General features: G+C 36.8%; 22 protein-coding genes. 7 read left to right on the forward strand and 15 right to left on the reverse strand.

The features are described from left to right. Positions 1 to 38: 38 nt before the first annotated feature. A complete protein-coding gene (alr, locus tag DNG35_RS08755; RefSeq protein WP_111128077.1) occupies positions 39 to 1,145 on the reverse strand; it encodes an alanine racemase in 1,107 nt (368 codons plus the stop codon). Next, complete coding sequence (locus tag DNG35_RS08760; protein WP_111128080.1) at positions 1,142 to 1,780, reverse strand: thymidine kinase; 639 nt, start codon at positions 1,778 to 1,780, stop codon at positions 1,142 to 1,144. Before DNG35_RS08760 ends, alr begins: the two co-directional genes overlap by 4 nt. A 90-nt stretch (positions 1,781 to 1,870) precedes the next feature. On the opposite strand from DNG35_RS08760, the gene DNG35_RS08765 reads away from it, so the two are divergent. Continuing rightward, positions 1,871 to 2,710 (forward strand): hypothetical protein, encoded by an 840-nt coding sequence (locus DNG35_RS08765; RefSeq protein ID WP_111128082.1) that lies wholly within the window; start codon positions 1,871 to 1,873, stop codon positions 2,708 to 2,710. Beyond that, positions 2,710 to 3,381: a 16S rRNA (cytidine(1402)-2'-O)-methyltransferase gene (rsmI, locus tag DNG35_RS08770; RefSeq protein ID WP_111128085.1), complete on the forward strand. Its 672-nt coding sequence runs from the start codon at positions 2,710 to 2,712 to the stop codon at positions 3,379 to 3,381. Before DNG35_RS08765 ends, rsmI begins: the two co-directional genes overlap by 1 nt. 51 nt (positions 3,382 to 3,432) lie before the next feature. Here rsmI and DNG35_RS08775 read toward each other — a convergent pair whose 3' ends face one another. After that, entirely contained in the window at positions 3,433 to 3,831 is a 399-nt protein-coding gene (locus DNG35_RS08775; RefSeq protein WP_111128087.1) for an ankyrin repeat domain-containing protein, read from the reverse strand. A gap of 114 nt (positions 3,832 to 3,945) precedes the next feature. On the opposite strand from DNG35_RS08775, the gene recJ reads away from it, so the two are divergent. Beyond that, positions 3,946 to 5,637, forward strand: coding sequence for a single-stranded-DNA-specific exonuclease RecJ (gene recJ, locus DNG35_RS08780; protein ID WP_111128089.1), 1,692 nt, complete (start codon positions 3,946 to 3,948; stop codon positions 5,635 to 5,637). Positions 5,638 to 5,737: 100 nt separating this feature from the next. Here recJ and DNG35_RS08785 read toward each other — a convergent pair whose 3' ends face one another. Then, positions 5,738 to 6,490 carry a UDP-2,3-diacylglucosamine diphosphatase gene (locus DNG35_RS08785; protein ID WP_111128273.1) on the reverse strand — a complete coding sequence of 251 codons (753 nt, stop codon included), beginning with the start codon at positions 6,488 to 6,490 and terminating at the stop codon, positions 5,738 to 5,740. 174 nt (positions 6,491 to 6,664) lie between these two features. Continuing rightward, complete coding sequence (locus DNG35_RS08790; RefSeq protein ID WP_111128092.1) at positions 6,665 to 7,117, reverse strand: 6-carboxytetrahydropterin synthase; 453 nt, start codon at positions 7,115 to 7,117, stop codon at positions 6,665 to 6,667. Positions 7,118 to 7,331: 214 nt separating this feature from the next. On the opposite strand from DNG35_RS08790, the gene DNG35_RS08795 reads away from it, so the two are divergent. Next, complete coding sequence (locus tag DNG35_RS08795; RefSeq protein ID WP_111128095.1) at positions 7,332 to 7,973, forward strand: 2OG-Fe(II) oxygenase; 642 nt, start codon at positions 7,332 to 7,334, stop codon at positions 7,971 to 7,973. On the opposite strand, the gene DNG35_RS08800 is transcribed toward DNG35_RS08795, so the two are convergent. Further along, positions 7,948 to 8,166, reverse strand: coding sequence for a hypothetical protein (locus DNG35_RS08800; protein ID WP_111128097.1), 219 nt, complete (start codon positions 8,164 to 8,166; stop codon positions 7,948 to 7,950). The genes DNG35_RS08795 and DNG35_RS08800 overlap by 26 nt on opposite strands. A 151-nt stretch (positions 8,167 to 8,317) precedes the next feature. Here DNG35_RS08800 and DNG35_RS08805 point away from each other — a divergent pair, with 151 nt between their 5' ends. Next, the gene (locus tag DNG35_RS08805; protein WP_146228851.1) at positions 8,318 to 8,860 is read left to right on the forward strand and encodes a hypothetical protein; all 543 of its coding nucleotides are present in this window, start codon (positions 8,318 to 8,320) and stop codon (positions 8,858 to 8,860) included. 2 nt (positions 8,861 to 8,862) lie between these two features. On the opposite strand, the gene DNG35_RS08810 is transcribed toward DNG35_RS08805, so the two are convergent. The 6 genes from DNG35_RS08810 to DNG35_RS08835 all read right to left on the reverse strand — a co-directional run bounded on the left by DNG35_RS08810 (position 8,863) and on the right by DNG35_RS08835 (position 15,768). Then, positions 8,863 to 10,182, reverse strand: coding sequence for an MATE family efflux transporter (locus tag DNG35_RS08810; RefSeq protein WP_111128275.1), 1,320 nt, complete (start codon positions 10,180 to 10,182; stop codon positions 8,863 to 8,865). Between the two features lie 56 nt (positions 10,183 to 10,238). Further along, a complete protein-coding gene (locus tag DNG35_RS08815; protein WP_111128103.1) occupies positions 10,239 to 11,147 on the reverse strand; it encodes a succinylglutamate desuccinylase/aspartoacylase family protein in 909 nt (302 codons plus the stop codon). Positions 11,148 to 11,159: 12 nt separating this feature from the next. Continuing rightward, positions 11,160 to 12,206 carry a glutathione synthetase gene (locus DNG35_RS08820; protein WP_111128106.1) on the reverse strand — a complete coding sequence of 349 codons (1,047 nt, stop codon included), beginning with the start codon at positions 12,204 to 12,206 and terminating at the stop codon, positions 11,160 to 11,162. Further along, a complete protein-coding gene (locus DNG35_RS08825; RefSeq protein ID WP_111128110.1) occupies positions 12,203 to 14,053 on the reverse strand; it encodes a flavohemoglobin expression-modulating QEGLA motif protein in 1,851 nt (616 codons plus the stop codon). Before DNG35_RS08825 ends, DNG35_RS08820 begins: the two co-directional genes overlap by 4 nt. A 192-nt stretch (positions 14,054 to 14,245) precedes the next feature. Beyond that, entirely contained in the window at positions 14,246 to 14,755 is a 510-nt protein-coding gene (locus DNG35_RS08830) for an acyl-CoA thioesterase (RefSeq protein WP_111128114.1), read from the reverse strand. 44 nt (positions 14,756 to 14,799) lie between these two features. Then, entirely contained in the window at positions 14,800 to 15,768 is a 969-nt protein-coding gene (locus DNG35_RS08835) for an HU family DNA-binding protein (protein ID WP_111128119.1), read from the reverse strand. 98 nt (positions 15,769 to 15,866) lie between these two features. Between DNG35_RS08835 and dprA the strand changes: the two genes are divergently transcribed. After that, positions 15,867 to 16,967, forward strand: a complete 1,101-nt coding sequence (gene dprA, locus DNG35_RS08840; RefSeq protein ID WP_111128123.1) for a DNA-processing protein DprA — start codon at positions 15,867 to 15,869, stop codon at positions 16,965 to 16,967. A gap of 50 nt (positions 16,968 to 17,017) precedes the next feature. On the opposite strand, the gene DNG35_RS08845 is transcribed toward dprA, so the two are convergent. Beyond that, positions 17,018 to 17,344 carry a hypothetical protein gene (locus tag DNG35_RS08845; RefSeq protein WP_111128127.1) on the reverse strand — a complete coding sequence of 109 codons (327 nt, stop codon included), beginning with the start codon at positions 17,342 to 17,344 and terminating at the stop codon, positions 17,018 to 17,020. A 17-nt stretch (positions 17,345 to 17,361) separates the two neighbouring features. Next, positions 17,362 to 18,330, reverse strand: a complete 969-nt coding sequence (trpS, locus tag DNG35_RS08850) for a tryptophan--tRNA ligase (RefSeq protein ID WP_111128130.1) — start codon at positions 18,328 to 18,330, stop codon at positions 17,362 to 17,364. A 70-nt stretch (positions 18,331 to 18,400) separates the two neighbouring features. Between trpS and DNG35_RS08855 the strand changes: the two genes are divergently transcribed. Beyond that, the gene (locus DNG35_RS08855; protein WP_111128133.1) at positions 18,401 to 19,138 is read left to right on the forward strand and encodes a 1-acyl-sn-glycerol-3-phosphate acyltransferase; all 738 of its coding nucleotides are present in this window, start codon (positions 18,401 to 18,403) and stop codon (positions 19,136 to 19,138) included. Between the two features lie 65 nt (positions 19,139 to 19,203). On the opposite strand, the gene DNG35_RS08860 is transcribed toward DNG35_RS08855, so the two are convergent. Further along, positions 19,204 to 20,652, reverse strand: coding sequence for a hypothetical protein (locus tag DNG35_RS08860; RefSeq protein ID WP_111128136.1), 1,449 nt, complete (start codon positions 20,650 to 20,652; stop codon positions 19,204 to 19,206). Between the last annotated feature and the right edge of the window lie 3 nt (positions 20,653 to 20,655).

The raw sequence follows: 20,655 nt of genomic DNA on the forward strand, positions 1-20,655 counted from the left end.
TTATTGATTAGTAAGTTACTAAAGTAGTAAAAACTTTTTTAGGAATTAATAATTTTTCTGTTTACGCGTTGAGATACCGAAGTTACCAGTTCATAGGAAATTGTTCCGGCAGATTTAGCAAAATTTTCGGCACTGCGGTTCTTTCCGAATAGGATTACTTCGTCACCTTCTTGGCAATCGATACCGGTGATATCTACCATGATCATATCCATACATACATTTCCCACAATCAAGGCTTCTTTCCCATTAATCAAAACACTACATTTTCCTTTGCCATAAATTCTATTGATGCCGTCTGCGTGACCAATGGGTAAAGTGGCTGTTTTGGTGTCTTTTTGAGCTGTAAATTGACGGTTATAACCTAAACTTTCTCCTTTTTTAAGGTGGTGAATCTGAGAAATAATGGTTTTTAAGGTCGATATTGGAATGAGGTTTTGGTCTTCTTTTACGGAATTTCCAAAGCCATAAAGCCCAATTCCCGAACGTACGAGATCAAAATGAGCTTCGGGATAATTCAAAATTCCGCTGGTATTGCAGAGGTGAAAAAGTATTTTGTGATTTTGGAATTTCGCTTCTAGTGATTTTTTTACTTTTTGAAAATGCTCGATTTGGTGCTGTGTAAAAGGTTTTTCTTCTACATCTTCGCTGGCGGCGAGGTGAGAAAAAGCACCTTCTATTTTTAGATAGGTTTGATTTTGTAATAAATCAGCAACCAAATCGATTTCTGTTAGTGTCAATCCCAATCGGTTTAACCCAGTGTTGAATTTTAAATGTATCGGGTAATTTTTTAAGTTTAACCTTTGGGCATCTTCTAGAAAAGCCCGTATAACAAATTCGCTGTATAAACTTGGGGTCAAGTTGTATTTGGCAATTTCTTCGAAATTGGTGGATTGCGGATGCAATACCAAAATAGGTTTTGTGATGCCGTTTTCTCTCAAACGAATACCTTCTTTGGTGTAAGCGACCGCCAAATAATCTGCTCCTAGTTCTTCCAGCTTTTTAGAAACTGCCACCGAATCACTTCCGTAGGCAAAAGCTTTGACTACCGGCATAAATTTGACTTGTGGGTGAAGCTTAGATTTCAAGTAATTGAAGTTGTGCTCTAAAGCTTTTAAGTCTATTTCTAAAACCGTTTCCCGTGTCATGAGTCAGACTTTTTAGAGACTTCTTCGGCGTCTTTTACATTCATTTTATTTACCTTATCACGCAACATTACTTTGTAATAAGCGGCCCTGCTCAATGGTTCGTATTCTTCGGTTTCGCCCAACAAGACTAATTCGTCGCTAGCTGCTTTACGGTAACTGTATTGTGCGAGATTTCCTGTTCGGGTGCAAACCGCATGCACTTTGGTTACATATTCGGCAGTTGCCATCAAATTGGGCATCGGTCCAAAAGGATTTCCTTTAAAATCCATATCCAATCCTGCGACAATCACTCGAATGCCTTTGTTGGCTAAATCGTTGCAAACCGAAACAATTTCGTCATCAAAAAACTGGGCTTCATCAATACCAACCACATCACAATCGTCGGCCAATAATCTGATGTTTGCTGCCGCGGGAACAGGAGTAGATCTTATTTCGTTTGCATCGTGCGAAATAACCATTTCTTCGTTATAGCGCGTATCGATAGACGGTTTAAAAATCTCTACTTTTTGTCGTGCAAATTGAGCTCTTTTGAGTCTACGGATAAGCTCTTCGGTCTTTCCGGAAAACATACTTCCGCAAATTACCTCAATCCAACCAAATTGCTCTTTATGATTTACTGTATTTTCGAGAAACATTTTGTAATTTTCAGAACTAAACAGGAAAAACCCGAATTTAGGTAAAATTAATAAAATTATAGCGTTGTAATTAGGTAAAATAGTAAAGTTATGAAAAAGGAATTAGAGGCTGAACTTATGAGTTTGGCACACAAGATTTTACAACTCAAAAATAAGACAGATATCCACGAACTCAAAAATGTTTGCGGGGTGTTGTACGAAAAAATGTCGGTGCTTTCTTATGCCGAAAAACATTTTGGCGGTGCGCAACCAACCATTGGCAAAGCTGCTGTAGAAGAATCTTTGTCTTCAAATCCAAAAAGTGATGATGCAAGACCAGATGGAACGCAGCACAGTACTGAAGAAATCACGGAACCAAATACCGAAAAAATAAAAGATATTGTGGCGCAAATGCCCCCAGAAAGCCAACAGGTAGATGAGGTGTTTGATGAAATTATTCCGAAAGAGGATAAAAAGGCCCAAGAAGATTTTTTAGGAATAGGGGGAATTCACTACGACGATTTACCTCAGTTTGAAGAAAAAGCTTCGGCTAAAAAAGAAACGCCAAAGGTAGAGACGAAAGAAAGTAAGAAACAAGAAGAGAACTCCTCTAAAACGGAAAAGAAGGAAACACAAAAAGAGGAAAACAACAGTGAAAACGACAAACAAGTAAAACACAACGAGAAGTTTTCTGGGAAATCCTCTTTAAACGATCGGTTGAAAAAAGGCATTCAGATTGGGTTGAACGATCGGTTGGCATTTATCAAACATCTGTTCGACGGTAATACCGAAGATTACAATCGGGTGATTTCGCAACTCAACACCATTGCAAGTACTGAGGAAGCAAAAAGCTTTATCGAAACTAATGTAAAGCCAGATTATAATGGATGGTATAACAAGGAAGAATACGAAAATCGATTTTTGGAAGTTATCGAAAATAAGTTTGATTGATGGGAAAATTATATGTGGTTCCTACGCCAATTGGCAATCTTGAAGATATGACTTTTCGCGCCATAAAAGTGTTGAAGGAAGTGGATTTTATTTTAGCCGAAGACACGCGAACGAGCGGTAAACTGCTCAAACACTTTGAAATTGAGACATCAATGCACAGTCATCATATGCACAACGAACACAAAACAGTCGAAATGATTGTGAAGCGTTTGCAAAATGGCGAAAGTGCTGCTTTGATTTCCGATGCGGGAACACCAGCGATTTCAGATCCTGGGTTTTTGTTGACCAGAAATTGTATCGAAAACCATATAGAAGTCGACTGTCTTCCTGGAGCCACAGCCTTTGTTCCTGCCTTGGTCAACAGTGGTTTACCTAACGATAAATTTGTATTTGAAGGTTTTTTACCTGTCAAAAAAGGCAGACAAACCCGCTTGAAAATTTTGGCAGAAGAAGCTAGAACCATGGTTTTTTACGAGTCACCACATAAAATTCTAAAAACATTAAAGGATTTTGGCGAATATTTTGGAAATGACAGAAAAGCCTCGGTAAGTCGTGAAATTAGTAAAATGCACGAAGAGACCATCCGCGGAAGCCTTGAAGAGGTAACCCACCATTTTGAAAAGACTCCCCCAAAAGGTGAAATAGTTGTGGTGGTTGAAGGAAAAAAATAAGCGGTTTATTTTACCAGAAACAAACCGCTTGCCCTAAGAAGATTAAAAATTTTACTTTTTCTTGTGCTGTACAATAATTGCTAAAGCTTCTTTTGCATTAGAAAGTTCTGCAAACTTTTTTGCCGTAAATCTTTCTTTATCAGATTTAAGTGACAAATCTGCACCTTCTTTAATAAGTATTTCTAAAATTTCCGCTTTATTGTATCGAGCAGCATACATAGCAGGTGTTTTTCCCATCGATTTCTGATTTACATCTTCTCCAAGCTGTAACAATTGTTTTACCATTTCAACATCACCCTTGATCACGGCTTTACAAAAAGAACTCAAATCTACATTTTTAAGAATTAGATCCTCCGTTTTAGGGTTGTGGTCTTCTAAATTTTCATAATTGTTTGCGAATGTAAGTGTAGCAACGAATACTAAACATACGGTTAAAATTGTTTTTTTCATGACGTTTTTTTTTGATTAATAAATTTGTAAGAGGTTTACTCTCATTATAATAGACTGCTCAAAAAAAAGTATGTTACAAAAAAGTAATAAAAAATTATCTTTGTAAGAAAACCTATGCGTTGGAGCATCAAACCACAACCGGAAGAAAAACAAATCGAAGCTTTAGCAAAAGAACTAGGTGTTTCGTCAACGATTGCAAAGTTGTTGATACAACGTGACATCACAACCTATGAAGAAGCCAAAAACTTTTTCAGACCACAGATTACCGATTTGCATAATCCCTTTTTGATGCGAGATATGCAATCTGCTGTCGATCGTATTTTGCAAGCCATCAAAAATGAAGAATACATTTTGGTCTATGGCGATTACGATGTCGATGGCACCACAAGTGTCGCTTTGATGTATGCTTACCTGCTTACGATCACGCCAAATGTGACCACTTATATTCCTGATCGGTATGAAGAAGGTTACGGTGTTTCTTATCAGGGAATTGATTATGCGCATGACAACAACATTAGTTTGGTTATAGCCCTTGATTGTGGGATTAAAGCCATTGATAAAGTAGCTTACGCGAAAGAAAAAGGGATTGATTTTATTATATGTGATCACCATCGACCGGGAAAAGAAATTCCAGATGCGGTTGCGGTTTTAGACCCTAAACGGGAAGACTGTAAATATCCATACAAAGAATTATGTGGTTGTGGCGTCGGGTTTAAACTCATACAAGCCCTTCATCAGACCCAAGAAAAATCGATTACCGAATTATATCCTTATCTGGATTTGGTGGCTACAGCAATTGCGGCCGACATTGTTCCGATAACAGGTGAAAACAGAATTTTAGCTCATTATGGCTTAAAGATGATTAATGAAAAGCCACGAACAGGCTTGCAAGCTTTATTGGAAAATTTTAAACAAAAAGAATTTACGATTACCGATGTAGTTTTTAAAATCGCACCACGAATCAATGCCGCGGGAAGAATCAAACACGGTTTGCACGCCGTAGAATTATTGACCGAAACGAATCTTGAACAAGCAAAAATCTACGCTCAGGAGATAGAAACCTACAACCAAGACCGCAGAGATTTAGACGCCAATATCACGCAAGAAGCTTTGGTCCAGATTACAGAAAACAAAGAAGAAGAAAATTTTTCGACGGTGGTTTACCAAGAAAATTGGCATAAAGGTGTGATAGGTATTGTAGCTTCAAGGTTGATAGAGACCTATTACAAACCGACTTTGGTGTTTACCAAAAGTGGGGAGAAAATGGCGGCATCGGCAAGATCGGTCAAAGGTTTTGACGTTTATGAAGCTTTAGAAGCTTGTAGCGAATATATCGAGCAGTTTGGTGGACATAAATACGCTGCGGGTTTGACGATTTTAAGCGAAAACTATGTGCCTTTTCGGGAAAAGTTCGAAGAAGTGGTAAAAAACACTATTCTCGAACACCAAAAGATACCAGAGATCACCATTGATGCTGAGCTTGATTTTGATGAAATCACGCCTAAGTTTTACCGGATTTTAAAACAGTTTGCTCCTTTTGGACCGGGAAATATGCACCCCGTTTTTATGACCGAAAATCTAAAAGACACAGGATTTGCCAGAAAAGTAGGTACGGAAGAAACTCACCTAAAATGCCAACTCCAACAAGAAAACAATCAAAACGTTTTTGATGCCATTGGTTTTGGTTTGGGAGAAAAACTAAGCTTGATAGAAAATCAGCAAAAGTTTGCGATTGCTTATTCGTTAGACGAAAACGAATGGAACGGCAATGTAAGTTTACAGTTAAGGTTAAGGGATATTCGATAAGAAAGATATTTCTTTTTTATCGTCAACCTGAACTTGTTTCAGGTTCTCATTCTGATTATATGTGATTCTGAAACAAGTTCAGAATGACGTTTTTAATATTCTAAAACTCCTTCAACTCCAAGTTTTCTCCATCAAAAACCGCATAGGTATAGTAAGAAATCCAATCACCCAGATTGATGTATTTAGCCTTGTTTTCGAGTTCGATTTCCAACGGTAAATGGCGGTGCCCAAAAATAAAGTAGTCGTAATGCTTTTCTGCCAATTTCCTTTTGGAATATTGTACCAACCATTCGTTTTCTTCGCCTAAAAACTTAGCATCGTCGTCGCCCGAAATGAGTTTATTTTTTACCGAAAGGTGTTTTGCCAAAGCCACACCTAAATCGGGATGCAACCAACGGAACAACCATTTGGAAAAAGGATTGGTAAATACTTTTTTCATGCGTTTGTAGCCTTTGTCGCCCGGGCCCAAACCATCACCGTGACCGATAAAAAACTGTTTTTTGGCTAATTGAAACACTTGTGGTTCGTGGTAAACCGTGATGTTAAGTTCTTCTTTAAAGTAGTCTTTCATCCATAAATCGTGGTTTCCTACAAAAAAGTAAATCGGGATTCCGCTGTCTGAAATTTCGGCAAGTTTACCTAAAGTTCGTACAAAACCCTTTGGTACCACGTGTTTGTATTCAAACCAAAAATCGAACAAATCACCCAACAGAAAAATAGCAGCGGCGTCTTTTTTGATTTCGTCTAACCATTGGATAAATTTTGTTTCCCGAGGGCGACTTTCTTCATAGGTTGGAGCACCCAAATGATTGTCGCTTGAGAAGTATATTTTTTTTCCTTCGGGAATGTTGATGTGCATTTTTAAGATTTCTATTCTAAAACCAAAGATAGTAAAGTTATGTTTCAAAATCTGTCTATTCGAGTGTTCTGATTTATCAGAATGTATCGAGCATAAGATTTTGAGTAACAAAATCAGTTCTCGATACAATTTCGCTAAAGCGAAATCACTCAAACTGACAGGTAAGTTTTAAAGATTATCGGTTGCAAACCATTGGGCGTAACTGGTTTCGGTCTCTTGTAGCTTTAAACTGTGCAACTGAATATTTTCGGGCAAACGTGCCTTAATTTTATGGGCAAAATCGATAATCATCATTTCGCTGGTCGGTTGGTAATCTACCAAAATAATGTTGTGGTCACGTTTTTGCAATTCGTGAGCCAACTCCAAATGTGGTGTGTTTTTATTGAGCACGGTTGCGTGATCAAACCTATCGACAATCTCTTCCTTTACAATTTTCTTTAAGTCAGAAAAATCGATTACCATCCCGTATTTTACATTTTTTTGGTCTTCGATGGGTTGGCCAATAACCGTTACATCCAATTTATAACTATGACCATGCACATTTTTACACTTCCCGTCGTAACCGTAGAGCGCGTGACCCGTTTCAAAATTAAACTGTTTGGTAATTCTAATCGTGGCCATTATTTTTTTAGTTTTTGATACAATACAACGACAACCAATACAATTCCGAGAATCATATAAAGTCCGTAGCCGCTAAGAAATTGTAAGAATTCTTCCATTGATAATTATTTTAACAAAGGTAAGTTTTTTTATGGCTTAAAAAATTCCGCTTTAAGCGAAATTAAAATGAAAAGCATTGATATAAAAGTTATTTTTACTTCATTATCTTTAAAATATGGCAGAGCAAGAATTATTTGAGCAGTTACATTATCAGGAAAATGAACAGTTTGAAAACATTATCACCGATATTGCCACCCAAGGCTACAGTATTGTTGATGATTTTTTTCTGGATATCGAGGTTAAAATAATGCGCGAATGTTTGTTGGAGAAATATGAAGAAGATCGGTTTAAAAAATCTGCAATAGGAAGCAGAACCAATGAAGTCGTTGCCAAAACCATTCGGGGTGATTTTATTTTGTGGATCAACGAAACGGAAGCCAATCTTGCCGAACAAACTTTTTTTAATAAAATCAATGCCTTGGTCGATTACCTGAACAAAACTTGTTTTATGGGAATTTTGCATAAAGAGTTCCATTATGCGGTTTATCCAGAAGGCACGTTTTACAAACGTCACCTCGACACGTTCCAGAACGACAAGCGTAGAAAACTTTCTTTTGTCTGTTACCTCAACGACGAAAATTGGCTAAAAACCAACGGAGGCGAATTGGTTATTTATAAACCCGATGGTTCTGAAGAAGTGATTTACCCGATGCCTAAAAGAGTCGTGATTTTTGAAAGTCAGGTTTTAGAACACGAAGTAAAAGAAGTAACAAACGACCAACGTTTGAGCATTACCGGTTGGTTGAAGACTCGTTAGCATTCTGTTCGTCAATTCTCTTTTGGCGTTCCTGTTTTTTGTATTTTGAATACATCAAGACAATGGCACCAATCAAAATTACTGCGGTGACATAAAACCAATTGGTCATCAGAAATTCACCCAAGGTATACCAGCCAAACTGTTGTTCTGTTCCTGTTTCTTCTGGATTTGGGATGTGGGTTTGTAACAACATAAGTTTTAGGTTTTTATAAAACTAACAAATTTTAGGAAGAAAAGAGAGTATTTTAGCAAGTGTTTAACCTATTTTCAAACTATTATTGTTTTTTATAATTTCACTTAAAGTGGAATAATAATTGACGTTGAAAAACCAAATAAATGATTTTATGACCAAATATGCATACTTATTTTTTGTCTTCTTGTTGGTTAGTTGTATTCCGCTAAAAAAAACTCCGAAAATAGAAAATTACGAAATTATCAAAGCCAAGAAGTTTAAAAAAGGCTTACCTATTTTTAACGGATTTGTATTTGAAGACCCCAAAGATGCGAATGAGTTTTATAATTATGTCAATACCAAATACGATTTAGGTCACGATGAGGTAGAAACCAATGTTCCAGTGATTATTGAAGGTAAAAAATACTATCTTTCTTTTTATGAAACCGACCAATTAACCAAAAAGCTAAATCTAATTCCTATTTTAATAGATACCGCAACGCACAATAGTGAGGTTGATACCGATTTGAGCAGGTTTTACAGCTCTCGTGAAGGCACTTGGTATATCCTATTGATGGTAAGTGATGATAATATGCAAGATTGTTTGTCTGCCGATTATGAAAATCAAGAACGTGTGATCGAATATTTAGAGAAGATGAAGAATGAATATTTAACGACTCAAAATTACATGGAGGCTTATTTTAGAAGAAAATAAGTTTATTTATTCAAATATTTCCGCCGGAATTTAATCACTAACGCCAAGCTCCTTATCAACATCCAAACGGTAAAGGCAATCCAAATAGCATGCAGTTGTAACCCTAATTTATCAAACAGTAAAAGCGTAGGCCAAAACCCCAAAAACGTAGCAACCATCAATACATTTCGTAAATATTTGGCTTCGCCTAAACCTTTAAAAATTCCATCAAACATAAAAGCAATGGCGTTGATGGGTTGCATCAGCAAAACTATCCAGAACACTGAAGAAAAAACAGCGAGCACTTGAGTTTCTTTGTTGAAAATCAACCCTATTTGCTCGTAAAAGGTAAAACAAATCGCCATCAAAATAAAAGCAATGATGATCGCATATTTCGAAATGTCTTTACTCAATAACCACAATTTTTGATAGGCTTTTTGTCCGAGCAACTTTCCGCTGATCGCGTTTCCAGCATTGGCATAACCATCAATAAAGAAAGAAAAAAACAACCAAATATTCATCAGAATACTTTGTGCGGCGATATAGTTTTTACCATAATCGGTGGCGTAAGCATTCGCCAAATATATGGCAAAATTGAGTGCTGCTGTGCGTAAGAAAAAATTGGCGGCCATCAACAACATCGGCTTTAGCTTTGGATTGATTTTCTTACGGATTTTAAACCCGAAAGGTGTCCGTTTGATGTAAAAATAAGTGGCGATGCTTAACATGACCAACTGTGCCATCACACTCGCAATCGCAGCTCCTTTTAAATGTAGCGGTTCGATAAAGCCTTCGATTCCGTAAACCAAAGCAAAATCTAAAACCACGTTTACCACGGCACCAATCAAACTGCATTGCATGGCCCAAAGCGTATTTTGCAAACCTCTAAAAACACCAAACATCGAGAAGGTAAGCAAGGTAAAAGGTAAACCCATAGCCCTTATAAAATAATAATCTTTGGTATAGGTAAGAATCAATCCGTTGGCATTGTAAGCTGTGAAAATGGCTTGCGCGAAAAAAGTAGTAATTCCAAAAATGAGTAAGCTCAACAAAAGGTTAAACGCAAAAGCTTGAGGAATTAAAGTTTTAACGGCGTGAATTCTGTTGGCTCCCAAATGCTGGGAAACCATCGAAGAAATGGCCGTTTTGGTTTGTGCTAAAATCCAGATAAGTGCCGAAAGAAAAGAACCTGCAATTCCTGCGGCTGCAAGCGCTTCTACAGGATTTTCGGTCACATTTCCGATAATAGCTATATCGGTAAGAGAAATCAAAGGTTCGGCAATTCCTGCAATGATCGCCGGAATAGCGAGTTGATTGATTTCTTTAAACGATACTTTTGGAATGACTGCCAAGAGCTAAAACTTTTAAACCACAAATTTCGGAAACCAAAAGCAAATAGCTAATATTTAACTTCTTTTATCACAAAAAAACCGTCGTTGCCTTGTGCTTGGTATAAAGGCATAAAAATTCGGGCGTTCCATCGGCTCCGAACTTCTTCACCGTTCTGCATAGCGAGTAGTTCTCCTTTTTTTATTTCCTGAAAGTTCTGAAAGCCGGGTTGCATTTTAAAAGCATCATTGTTTGTTAAACCATGTCGGTATTCGATTTCGAATGTTTTTTGTTCTGGGGCATTTTTTTCAGCGAAAGCTTCTACGCAATCAGGAAAAGTTTCTATGGTGTGCAGGTCAAGGCCACAAACTTTGTGAAGGGCAAGCCAGATCATACCCTCGTGGTTTTGCGCGGAAGCTTTACTGGTGTGTTGACCCGCTTCGAAAACAAACCCGGTCATTCCTGTTCGGCTTAGGTAATGATCGATATCCCCAGTAATAATATCACTAAAACCCTTGACAATATAAGTGGGAAACTGGTGTGCAAAATCGTTGTTGTCGTTTACATCCTGCACCGACATATATGGCAAACTATCTGAAGAAGTGGTATGGCAATCGATAAAATACCGTTTTTTGAAACCTTGTTTGTTATATTTTTCCAACACCTCGATGATTTCATACATTTCTTGTTCTTCGTGGCTTTCTATATTTGCTTTTTCCAGGTTTTCTTCTGTCCAAGTGCGGTTGAGGTCTTCATCGATATAACGTTGGTTTCTATGCAAGGCTTCCTTATTTCCTGCCACGCCTAAAATAGTTCCTTTTATAGCGGGCTTTGTTTTATGTAGTTGCTTAAAGACCTCTTGCAAAGCGAGAACTCCACTGGGTTCGTTGCCGTGGATTCCCGCCGTTACAAAAAGCATAGGGCCTTTTTCTCCTGTACTATATTCCCCTATAATTCTTGAAATTTTCTCTTGCATCATATTTTTATGGGTTTATGCCATGGTTGCCAAAAACTTGTTGGAAAGGTGGTTACCATGCATTTCTTTGTAAGCTATTTTTCTTTCGATGGCATCAATGACCTCATCGCCAAAATCGGGATAATCAATTTCATTAAAATAATCTAAACCACCTGGACTTAATACATTTATTTCTATGAGTTTATCTTTTACGACGTCCAATCCTACAAAAAATAAACCGTCATTGATGAGTTTGGGTGCTACTACCTCGATGATTTTTTGAAAATCCTTGTTCATTTCGACAGCTTTTGCCGTGGCACCTTGCTTGAAATTGCTTCGGAATTCGCCTTTCCCCATTTTTCTTCTTATCATCGAGTATTTGCCGTCACGTTCTATCACTTGCCCATTCATCAAGATAATCCGTACGTCACCATCTTTGACGTCTGGCAAAAATTCTTGGGCGATTACATAGCCTTGATTGAGTAAGGTTTCAATAATTTGGTTGAGGTTTTTTTCGTTTTCATCGATGAGGTATACATCTTTACCTCCAGAACCTTCCAAAGGTTTAAGTACCATCTTTTTATTTTGTTTTTTAAAGAAATCCAAAATATCTTCTTTCTTTCGGGTAATGATAGAGTCTGGTTTTATGCTTGACGGAAGCTCTTCAAAATACAGTTTATCTATAAAAGCGTGGGAAAGTGCATAGGCATCGTTAAGCACCAGCACACCCTCTTGTTGCATCATTTTACCAAAAGCAACTCCCGCATGTTCTGCCCATTGGCGTTCTATTTCTTCGGTAGGATTATTTCTAATGAAAAGAACGTCTATGTTTTTGGCAGAAATCTTTTTCTTTTTGAGATTGGCTTTTTTTACGTCCTCAATAAATTTTTTGGCAGATTTGGTCTTAATGGATTTTGGGGTTTGTATGGCATGAATACTAAGTGGTTCGTCGTGCGTGAAATTAAAATCACCTACATCCATCATAAAAACGGTATGCCCTCTTTTATGGGCGGTATGCATCAAAACTACCGAAGTGTTGTAGTTTTCCTCTCGCACATTATTTAATACAAAACATATTCTCATGTGTTTATCATTTTTGAGATGGGCAAACCATCTCTGATTAATTGTAATCTTTCTTTTGCTTTTGGGTTGGTTAAATAACTGGGGCGTAATTTTGGAACCTGTAATACTTGTCTGTCAGTTAGTTCGCGTATTACCTCCAAGTGCTTTAAGCTAAACTTTCCTGCCAATAGTGGTTCATACTCACCACCTTCTTGCAAGTGTTTTCGGAGTAATACCAAGCCTTTTAAGTAGATGATATCTTTTATAAAACCACCGCCTTGAAAAATCCGGGAAGTGATATTAAAAGCCGTTTCTGGAGGAAAGCCTTTTTCCTGAACCAATAACCTAAAAATTTCCTGAAAGTTTCCCCCATCGATGAGAGCTTTTCCAGCAATTACACGTCCTGCCAAGGTCCGTAATCGATGTGGTGAGAGTCCGCCTATTAAATATTCAGACATTACGGCTAAACCTTCTTGTAAGGTATCATAATCGGCTAAGCCTACACTTAATTGCTGTAAAGGCTGTTTTATACCATTATAGTAGGTAAGCACATGGGTTCCTATCTCATGTTGGATAAGTGCATGGGCTTCAGTGATACTCATTTTATAATCTGCAGGAATGTATAATTCCCCTTGGGAAACCATCATGATATTTACATCGTCTCTTAAATGCACTTTGGAAGTAAAATTTTGATCTTGCTGCCGAAAAAAGTCAAATTCTTGATGAGCCAAACTGCTAAAATGATTCGCGTCACAAATTTCTTCTCTTGAGGGCTCTGCAGGTTCGGAAACTTCTTGTAAAATTAAATTTGCCTGTTCGCACAAATCGCTATCAACTCCTTTGTATAGACGGATGCTATTGTAGAAAAAGTTCTTGGTCCCGCGTTCGTTAAGCATACTTATCTGATGATCTAATTCCTCGCGTTTTTCGTGAAAAATATAGGACATTGTAGGGTCGTTGATGTCTTCTATTTTCAGGTTGTAAAGTTTTCTTTTTAAAATATCTGGATCTATTGGAAGTAGGCGATAATGGTAATCGATTACTTTCTCGTAATTGCTTTCAAAAAACGTTTGTTTGATGTGTTGGATGTTTACTGGAGCAACTAACCATAAAAACTGAAAGGATTTTTCGATTTTTGCGAGTTGGTTGTCAATTTCAAAGACTTTTTGCTTTAAACTCTTTCGCCCAAGTGCGTGATAAGTTAATATAGGGTCTTTGGTTTGAACTCTTATAAAATCGAAAACCGCCTTCTGCGCAGCATTGATGAGGTAATCTCTAAATTGTCTAAAGAAAATAGGATAGAGATGCTTGTTTTTATCCCTAAAAACGGGAGGAATTTCCAAACCTACCCATAATGCTCCAGTCTTTTTGGCATCCTCTATGGAAATAAGTGGGCCAGCACCCACTGCTTGTCTTTCGTTTACATCTTGTATTTCCGCAGAAAGGTTGATACCTTGCGACAAACCTTTAGATTTTATGAGTTCTTCCTTAAGAGTTTCTAGGGTGGAAGTAATTTTATCTGCGGGACCTTTGATATAGAACGTTCTACTATTGGCTTCTCCCAAGTACATTTCAAAAAGCATGAACGATCCAAATTTTGCGGCACGGCTGTGTGAAAGTGCTTTTATAAGTTTTTGGTATCCTTTAAAATTTTCGCTTCCAATAATGAGGTACGCACCTCCGCTGTTGATTATTTTTTGAATGCCGGTATCTTTGTTAACTTGTCTGTAAACAATGAGGTAAGGGAGGTTATCTTGAACATGCATCCAACCATTGCCGGGAAGCATGGCGTTTACTTCAGATTTTTCCTCAAGCGAGGAAAGAATCTTTTCAATAGCTTTTTTTGAAAACCTTGAAATAGTAAGCATCTTCCTAAAGTGATTTTTATCTTTTTTTATCTTTTATTGAACAGGGAAAATCAAAATATTGATTTCTAACCCATTAAATTAGAAATAAAAGGGCGTTTAAGGAAGTTAAAAAGTAACTTTGACGTTTCTTTATGATTAAGAAAGGTTTCCTTAAGTTTTTCTTTAGAAATTTTTGCTTTTGAAAGCAGGCAATTAAGTGAAAAGTGCTTTTAGCTCGGTCGCCTCTGTCGGTTTCATTTTACCCGCTAACACCAAACTGAGTTGTTTTCGGCGTAAAGCCGCATTATACCTTTCTTTTTCTTGCTCAGTTTCAGGAATCAATTCTGGCACAGGAACAGGCATTCCTCTTTCGTCTACAGCAACAAACGTATAAATGGCATCGTTGGCTTTGCTGCGCATTCCGCTTTCGCGATCTTCTACCCAAACGTCTATAATTACTTCCATAGATGAGTTAAATGCGCGAGATAGATTTGCTTCTACCGTAACAACGCTTCCCAAAGGAATCGATTTCTTGAAGGCTACGTGATTGACAGAAGCAGTAACGACAATTCTTCTGCTGTGACGACGTGCAGCAATACTCGCTGCTCTGTCCATTCTGGCAAGTAATTCGCCACCAAATAAATTATTTAAAGGATTGGTTTCACTCGGCAAAACCAAATCGGTAAGTATCGTTTTAGAGTCTTTTGGAAATTTTGGTTCCATCTTATTTTTTTGGCAAAGATAAGATTTCGTTTGTTAACGAAGTTTTAAAGTTCTTTTACTAAAAGCCAAGCCTCTGGATTTGAGGTTTTTTTGATCTCATAAAGTTTTCTTATAGCTTCAGCACGGGTTTCAAAACTTTGGTAAATCACTTGGTGTAAACCATAATTGTTGACACCTATTTCTCTTGGACTAAAACCTTGATCTTTAAGCTGGTTCACTTTTTTTACTGCGTTTTCTTTTTCGCGAAAAGCACCAGCAACCACGTGGTATTTACCAACTTGTTTTTCGATTTCGAAAACTACTTTTGGCAAAGGGTTTTGAATCACAAAGGTCGCTTCTTGGATTTCTTGTTCGACCAATTTATTGGCTTTTTGCTGCTCAACAAGGTTGTGTGATTGAATGTCTTCTAAATATTTTCTTGTACCTACAAAACCGGCAATTCCGAGAGCAAGTAAACCAACCGCAGCATATTTTAGATAAGGTTTTGAAGTTGACTTTTTAGCTTTTTCTTCATTTTGTGGTAAAGCAATAACAGGTGTTTTTTCTTCTAAATCAGATGCTTCTGTGGGTTCCGCCTTTACTGTTTTTTCCGCTTCACGAGCGATAGAAACTACACCAAATGTTGACAAACCAAAAGAATCGGTCAAATAGTTTTCTTGGGTTTGTGGTAAAAACAATACTTTGTCGTTTTGCTCGTAAAACTTCCCAAAATTTTCTAACGAAACTTCTTGGTGTTTTTTAATACTTTCTGAAAGTTGATAAGCAAAAGTGCTTACTTTTTCTTGTGCTTCTGCGTATGAAATTTTTTCCGCTTTAGCGATATAACTTATCAAAACCCCATCATTGGAAGTAAGGTGATGATTAAAAAGAATATTCTTTTTTGGGGGATAAAACTCGTTGGTCGAGTGGTTGATTTCTGCCGGAACACGTTGTGAAATAAAACCTCCAAACTCAGGAATAACAACACACTCGTAACGATATAATAGTTCTTTTATGTAGCTTTCAATGTTCATAGACATACAAATTTAGTTATTTTTTGTGGCTAAACTCAACTCGATTTTAAAAAATATTAAATTTTCTTTTCTTATTTTTAAAGCAAAGCCTTTTGATGATGACCGACAACGAAATTTTGTGTTTACTTGCGCTGCAATCGGTGCCAAATATTGGTGATATTTCTGCCAAAAAGTTGTTACGTCACTTTGGCTCGGCAAAAGCTATTTTTGACACTTCGGCCAAAGAAATTACCCAACTCGAAGGTTTTGGAACCTTAAAGGCAAAGGCACTTCATTTAGAAAATTATTTAGCTGCCGCGGAAAAAGAGTATGATTTTATTGAAAAGAACAACATTCAACTGCATTATTTTGAAGACAAAACCTATCCGTATTTTTTAAAACAATGTATAGACGCACCGATTTTACTGTTTTCTAAAGGAAACATTTCTATCGAAAATCAACCTATTATTAGTATTGTAGGGACAAGAAATGCTACCAAAAGCGGTATCGAAAATTGCGAAAACCTTATCGAAAGCTTAGTGCCTTACAACCCAATTATCGTTTCAGGTTTTGCATACGGCATCGATATTTGTGCTCACAAAGCTGCGGTAAAACACAACTTACAAACCATTGCCTGTTTGGCTCATGGTTTTGATACCATTTATCCGAAAGTGCATCGCAAGTATGAAAAAGACATTTTAGCTCAAGGCGGATTTTTTACTGACTTTTGGAGCGACTGTAACTTTGATCGAAAAAATTTTCTGAAACGAAACCGAGTCATTGCAGGTTTGAGCGAAGCAACCATTGTGATAGAAAGTGCAGAAAAAGGAGGTTCGTTGGTCACTGCCAATATTGCCAATTCGTATAATCGGGAGGTTTTTGCATTTCCTGGAAGAATTGACGATAAATATAGTAAGGGCTGTAACCACCTTATCAAAACCAATCAAGCGAGATTGCTCGAAAATGTTGAAGATTTGGTTTATATTCTCAATTGGGATGCTAAAGAACAACCTGCTAAACAACCCGAGCTTTTTGTTGAACTTACCCAAGAAGAAGAACATATTTACAGCATTTTGAAGCCTTTGGAAACGGCAAGCCTTGATGAATTGGCTCTCGCTTGTCAAATTCCGACCTATCAAATGCTACCCGTTTTATTGAATTTAGAACTCAAAGGTTTGGTTAACCCGATGCAAGGAAAAATGTTTAGGGTTGTGAAATAATACTTCATTCCAAACTTGATTTGGAATCTCATTAGATTTAATTTTTAAGACTATTTTTTTAAAGGGTAATCATAAAGATTGCTTGTTAGGTAAAACTTCCAATTCCAAAATTTAAGAGGATTTCTTTTAAATTTTCTGTAAATAATAGTGTCTTTAGTTTGCGGATTTTCTTCAAGGAATTTTAGGAATTTATTTTCCATAAATTCAATACTTAAGCCCTTGCTTGGACAAGCAACATACTCAAATTCAGAATTTTCAGTTTCATAGGGATAAGGAATAATAACTCCTTCTATAAATAACCTTAAAGGAAAAAGGTTGCTTAAAAGAATAATTGCTATAACTGTTATAATTGTTAATTGAACTTTCTTTTGAAGCATAATATCAATCTTAAGAGTTAATACCCTAATTTCTTCCTTACCTTTTCCAAAACCTTATCCGCGACTTGTTGGGCTTTTTGGGCACCTACTTCAAGCGCAGCATCTATTTCGGCAAGGTTATTCATATAATAATGGTACTTTTCACGTTGTGTGCCATATTTTTCGATAAGCACGTCATAAAGTGCTTGTTTGGCATGACCATAACCATAATTCCCGCCTTTGTAATTGGCTCTCATTTCTGCAATTTGTTCCGCGGAAGCGACTACTTTATATAAGTTAAACACGTTGCAGGTATCTGGATTTTTAGGTTCTTCCATTGGTGTGCTATCGGTTTCGATACGCATCACTTGCTTACGTAATTTTTTGTCGGTTTCGAAAAGGTTAATAATATTGCCACGGGATTTACTCATTTTTTCGCCATCGGTTCCCGGAATGTATTTGGTGTCTTCCTGGACTCTCGCTTCGGGAACCACAAAAGTTTCGCCCATTTGAGCGTGAAAACGATTGGCGACATCACGGGTCATCTCGATATGTTGTAATTGATCTTTCCCTACAGGAATAATTTCTGCATCATACAACAAAATATCAGCAGCCATCAACATTGGGTAGGTAAACAACCCAGAATTGACATCCGCAAGACGATCTGCTTTGTCTTTAAACGAGTGCGCCAAGGTAAGACGTTGATAAGGAAAAAAGCAGCTTAAATACCAAGAAAGCTCTGTTACTTGTGGGATATCACTTTGTCTGTAAAACACAGATTGGTTGATATCAAGCCCAAAAGCAAGCCAAGTTGCCGCCACAGAATAAGTGTTTTCTCTTAAAATAGAAGCGTCTTTTATTTGGGTAAGCGTATGCAGATTGGCAATAAACAAAAACGAATCGTTTTTAGTGTCGTTTGCCAATTCTATCGCCGGAATAATTGCGCCCAAAAGATTTCCTAAATGTGGAGTTCCTGTACTTTGGATTCCTGTGAGTATTCTTGCCATGAATAAATAAATTTTTGGTAAAGGTAAATTTTTTATTCAATTTCGCATGGGCATTCGCTAAATTTGGTTAATGAAATTTCTGAAAAACACGGCAAGATTTTTTTGGCGCATTTGGTTTTACATCGTAATGGGAGTTCCTATTATTGTAATGTTTCCAATCTTGTTGGTACTCACTTCGCGTGAAAAGTTTTACCCACAGTTTTTTGTTGTGGCTCGTTTTTGGGCAAGAATCATTATTTACGGAATGGGCTTTTATGTAGTTGCCAAAAAACTGGAAAAACTAGATTACCATAAAAGTTATATGTTTATTGCCAATCATACCTCTATGCTCGATATTATGCTGATGTTGCATTTGGTGAGAAATCCGTTTGTGTTTGTGGGTAAAAAAGAGTTGGTAAAGATTCCTATTTTTGGTTTTTTCTATAAACGCACTTGCATTTTAGTAGATAGAAGTAGTGTAAAAAGTAGAAATGAAGTTTTTGAACGCGCTCAAAGAAGGCTTAATCAAGGTGTGAGTATTTGTATTTTCCCTGAAGGTGGAATCCCTGAAGACATGAATTTGGTGCTGGATCAGTTTAAAGACGGAGCTTTTCGTTTGGCAATCGAACACCAAATTCCAGTAGTACCCATGGTTTTTTATGACAATAAAAAACGCTTTCCATATGAATTTTTTAAAGGAAATCCAGGAAAAATGCGAGCGACTATTTTCCCTGTAAAGGAAACCAAAAACCTAACTCATAATGATAGGCAATCGCTAAAACAAGCATGTTTTGATTTAATGTACAAAGAGCTTCAAACGAAGGCATAAAAAAACTGCCTCTTCAAAAAAAGAGACAGCTCACTTGGTCATCATTGCAAATAACCACAATCAAACTAAAACTTAAAATTTAATCCGGTATAAACCCCAAAATTGTAGGGTTTAAAACCGTTGGTACTTTCAGAAAAAGTGTTGAGCTGATATTTAAAAATAGGTTCCAGATTAAGATTGATTTTCTTAGAAAGATCATAATCAAAACCAAGACCTATATTGGTGCTAAAGCTTACGTTGTTAAGGTTGTTGGCTTCGCCAACTTCGGTAGTTCCGTTGGTAGATTCTATGGCCACGTGATTATTGTTTAAAAATAACGAACTCGCCCCACCAATTACGTTAATGCCAAACTTTTTATCGAGTAAACTGTATTGTAATTCCACAGGAACTTCAATAAAACCAATTTGTTGTTGCAACACCCCATTTTGAGTAGGATTTAAAGGTCTATTATCTAATTGAGATGAAGAAGTAACCATAAAATCAAGATTTTCAGAAGTGTTAATAGGCGTTACATTACGCAAAGCAACAGGATTTACGGAGGAGCTAAAAGCAATATCGTGTGTTTCGTAACGGAGGTTAATTTTATTTACCCCAGTACGAACTTTAAGTTTCTCTGAAATCACATAGGCAAAATTCACCCCATAAGACATTGACATTTTTCCATCACCTGCATTGTTACTAAAATTGGGATCTAAGGTATTTCCAGAACTACTCAAATTACCATAATAAATAGAAGAGATCATAGGTTTTACTTCAAATTTTGAAGTGTTTTCGGTTGTTTTTTTGTCTTTTTCGTCGTTTTCTTTCTCTTCGTTTTTCTGTTTTTCAACAAGCGCTAAGGCATTTTCACTTTCTACAATTTCTTCTTCAAGCTCGTTTTCGGCGTTATTTTCTGAAGAAACAGCAGTAATATTTTCTGTGATTTCATTTTTGCCTTCGATTGGTTCTTTAAGATTGCGGTTTGCTATTCTCTCTTTTTTGGTTTCAGAGAAAATTTGTTCTTTGTTTTGATTGTTAGCAAGCTTATGGTTTACATCTTCACTTTGGGTAAAGCTCTTTATAGATTTTTGGTTTGTGGTATTTTTTTCGCTTAAAGCGGAATTTTTTGCATTCGCTTTTTCGGAAACTATAGTTGAACGCTCATTTGAAGTTGAAACTTTTTCTGAGGTGTTTTCTTCAAAAACGATATTGTTTTGCTCCTCTTCCAAAACCGAATTTTGAGTAGTTTTTACTTCAGAATTTGTTTTGTTTTGCCTTTCTTCAATAAGCTTTTTGCCGTTTTCTTGGTTCACCACTTGGGCTTCTTTAGAACTAAAAAGGATATTACCCGCTATAAACAATAAGGCGATGAGTGCTGCAACTCCAGCAATTTTATACCAAAAAGGAATCACACGACGTTTTTTCTTTTGATTTAATTCTGCTTCGATGTTTTTCCATACTTTTCCAGAAGGTGTCATTTCAAAATCTTTAAACTTCTCCTGAAATAAACGGTCTATGTTCTTTTCTTCTTTCATTTT

This window comes from Mesonia sp. K7, from assembly GCF_003233725.1.
GTDB lineage: Bacteria > Bacteroidota > Bacteroidia > Flavobacteriales > Flavobacteriaceae > Mesonia.

What these genes read in the sequence shown, in the direction of transcription:
- alr (WP_111128077.1), bottom strand. Translation starts at nt 1,145, where the DNA reads ATGACACGGGAAACGGTTTTAGAAATAGACTTAAAAGCTTTAGAGCAC.
- DNG35_RS08760 (WP_111128080.1), bottom strand. Translation starts at nt 1,780, where the DNA reads ATGTTTCTCGAAAATACAGTAAATCATAAAGAGCAATTTGGTTGGATT.
- DNG35_RS08765 (WP_111128082.1), top strand. Translation starts at nt 1,871, where the DNA reads ATGAAAAAGGAATTAGAGGCTGAACTTATGAGTTTGGCACACAAGATT.
- rsmI (WP_111128085.1), top strand. Translation starts at nt 2,710, where the DNA reads ATGGGAAAATTATATGTGGTTCCTACGCCAATTGGCAATCTTGAAGAT.
- DNG35_RS08775 (WP_111128087.1), bottom strand. Translation starts at nt 3,831, where the DNA reads ATGAAAAAAACAATTTTAACCGTATGTTTAGTATTCGTTGCTACACTT.
- recJ (WP_111128089.1), top strand. Translation starts at nt 3,946, where the DNA reads ATGCGTTGGAGCATCAAACCACAACCGGAAGAAAAACAAATCGAAGCT.
- DNG35_RS08790 (WP_111128092.1), bottom strand. Translation starts at nt 7,117, where the DNA reads ATGGCCACGATTAGAATTACCAAACAGTTTAATTTTGAAACGGGTCAC.
- DNG35_RS08795 (WP_111128095.1), top strand. Translation starts at nt 7,332, where the DNA reads ATGGCAGAGCAAGAATTATTTGAGCAGTTACATTATCAGGAAAATGAA.
- DNG35_RS08800 (WP_111128097.1), bottom strand. Translation starts at nt 8,166, where the DNA reads ATGTTGTTACAAACCCACATCCCAAATCCAGAAGAAACAGGAACAGAA.
- DNG35_RS08805 (WP_146228851.1), top strand. Translation starts at nt 8,318, where the DNA reads ATGACCAAATATGCATACTTATTTTTTGTCTTCTTGTTGGTTAGTTGT.
- DNG35_RS08815 (WP_111128103.1), bottom strand. Translation starts at nt 11,147, where the DNA reads ATGATGCAAGAGAAAATTTCAAGAATTATAGGGGAATATAGTACAGGA.
- DNG35_RS08820 (WP_111128106.1), bottom strand. Translation starts at nt 12,206, where the DNA reads ATGAGAATATGTTTTGTATTAAATAATGTGCGAGAGGAAAACTACAAC.
- DNG35_RS08825 (WP_111128110.1), bottom strand. Translation starts at nt 14,053, where the DNA reads ATGCTTACTATTTCAAGGTTTTCAAAAAAAGCTATTGAAAAGATTCTT.
- DNG35_RS08830 (WP_111128114.1), bottom strand. Translation starts at nt 14,755, where the DNA reads ATGGAACCAAAATTTCCAAAAGACTCTAAAACGATACTTACCGATTTG.
- DNG35_RS08835 (WP_111128119.1), bottom strand. Translation starts at nt 15,768, where the DNA reads ATGAACATTGAAAGCTACATAAAAGAACTATTATATCGTTACGAGTGT.
- dprA (WP_111128123.1), top strand. Translation starts at nt 15,867, where the DNA reads ATGACCGACAACGAAATTTTGTGTTTACTTGCGCTGCAATCGGTGCCA.
- DNG35_RS08845 (WP_111128127.1), bottom strand. Translation starts at nt 17,344, where the DNA reads ATGCTTCAAAAGAAAGTTCAATTAACAATTATAACAGTTATAGCAATT.
- trpS (WP_111128130.1), bottom strand. Translation starts at nt 18,330, where the DNA reads ATGGCAAGAATACTCACAGGAATCCAAAGTACAGGAACTCCACATTTA.
- DNG35_RS08855 (WP_111128133.1), top strand. Translation starts at nt 18,401, where the DNA reads ATGAAATTTCTGAAAAACACGGCAAGATTTTTTTGGCGCATTTGGTTT.
- DNG35_RS08860 (WP_111128136.1), bottom strand. Translation starts at nt 20,652, where the DNA reads ATGAAAGAAGAAAAGAACATAGACCGTTTATTTCAGGAGAAGTTTAAA.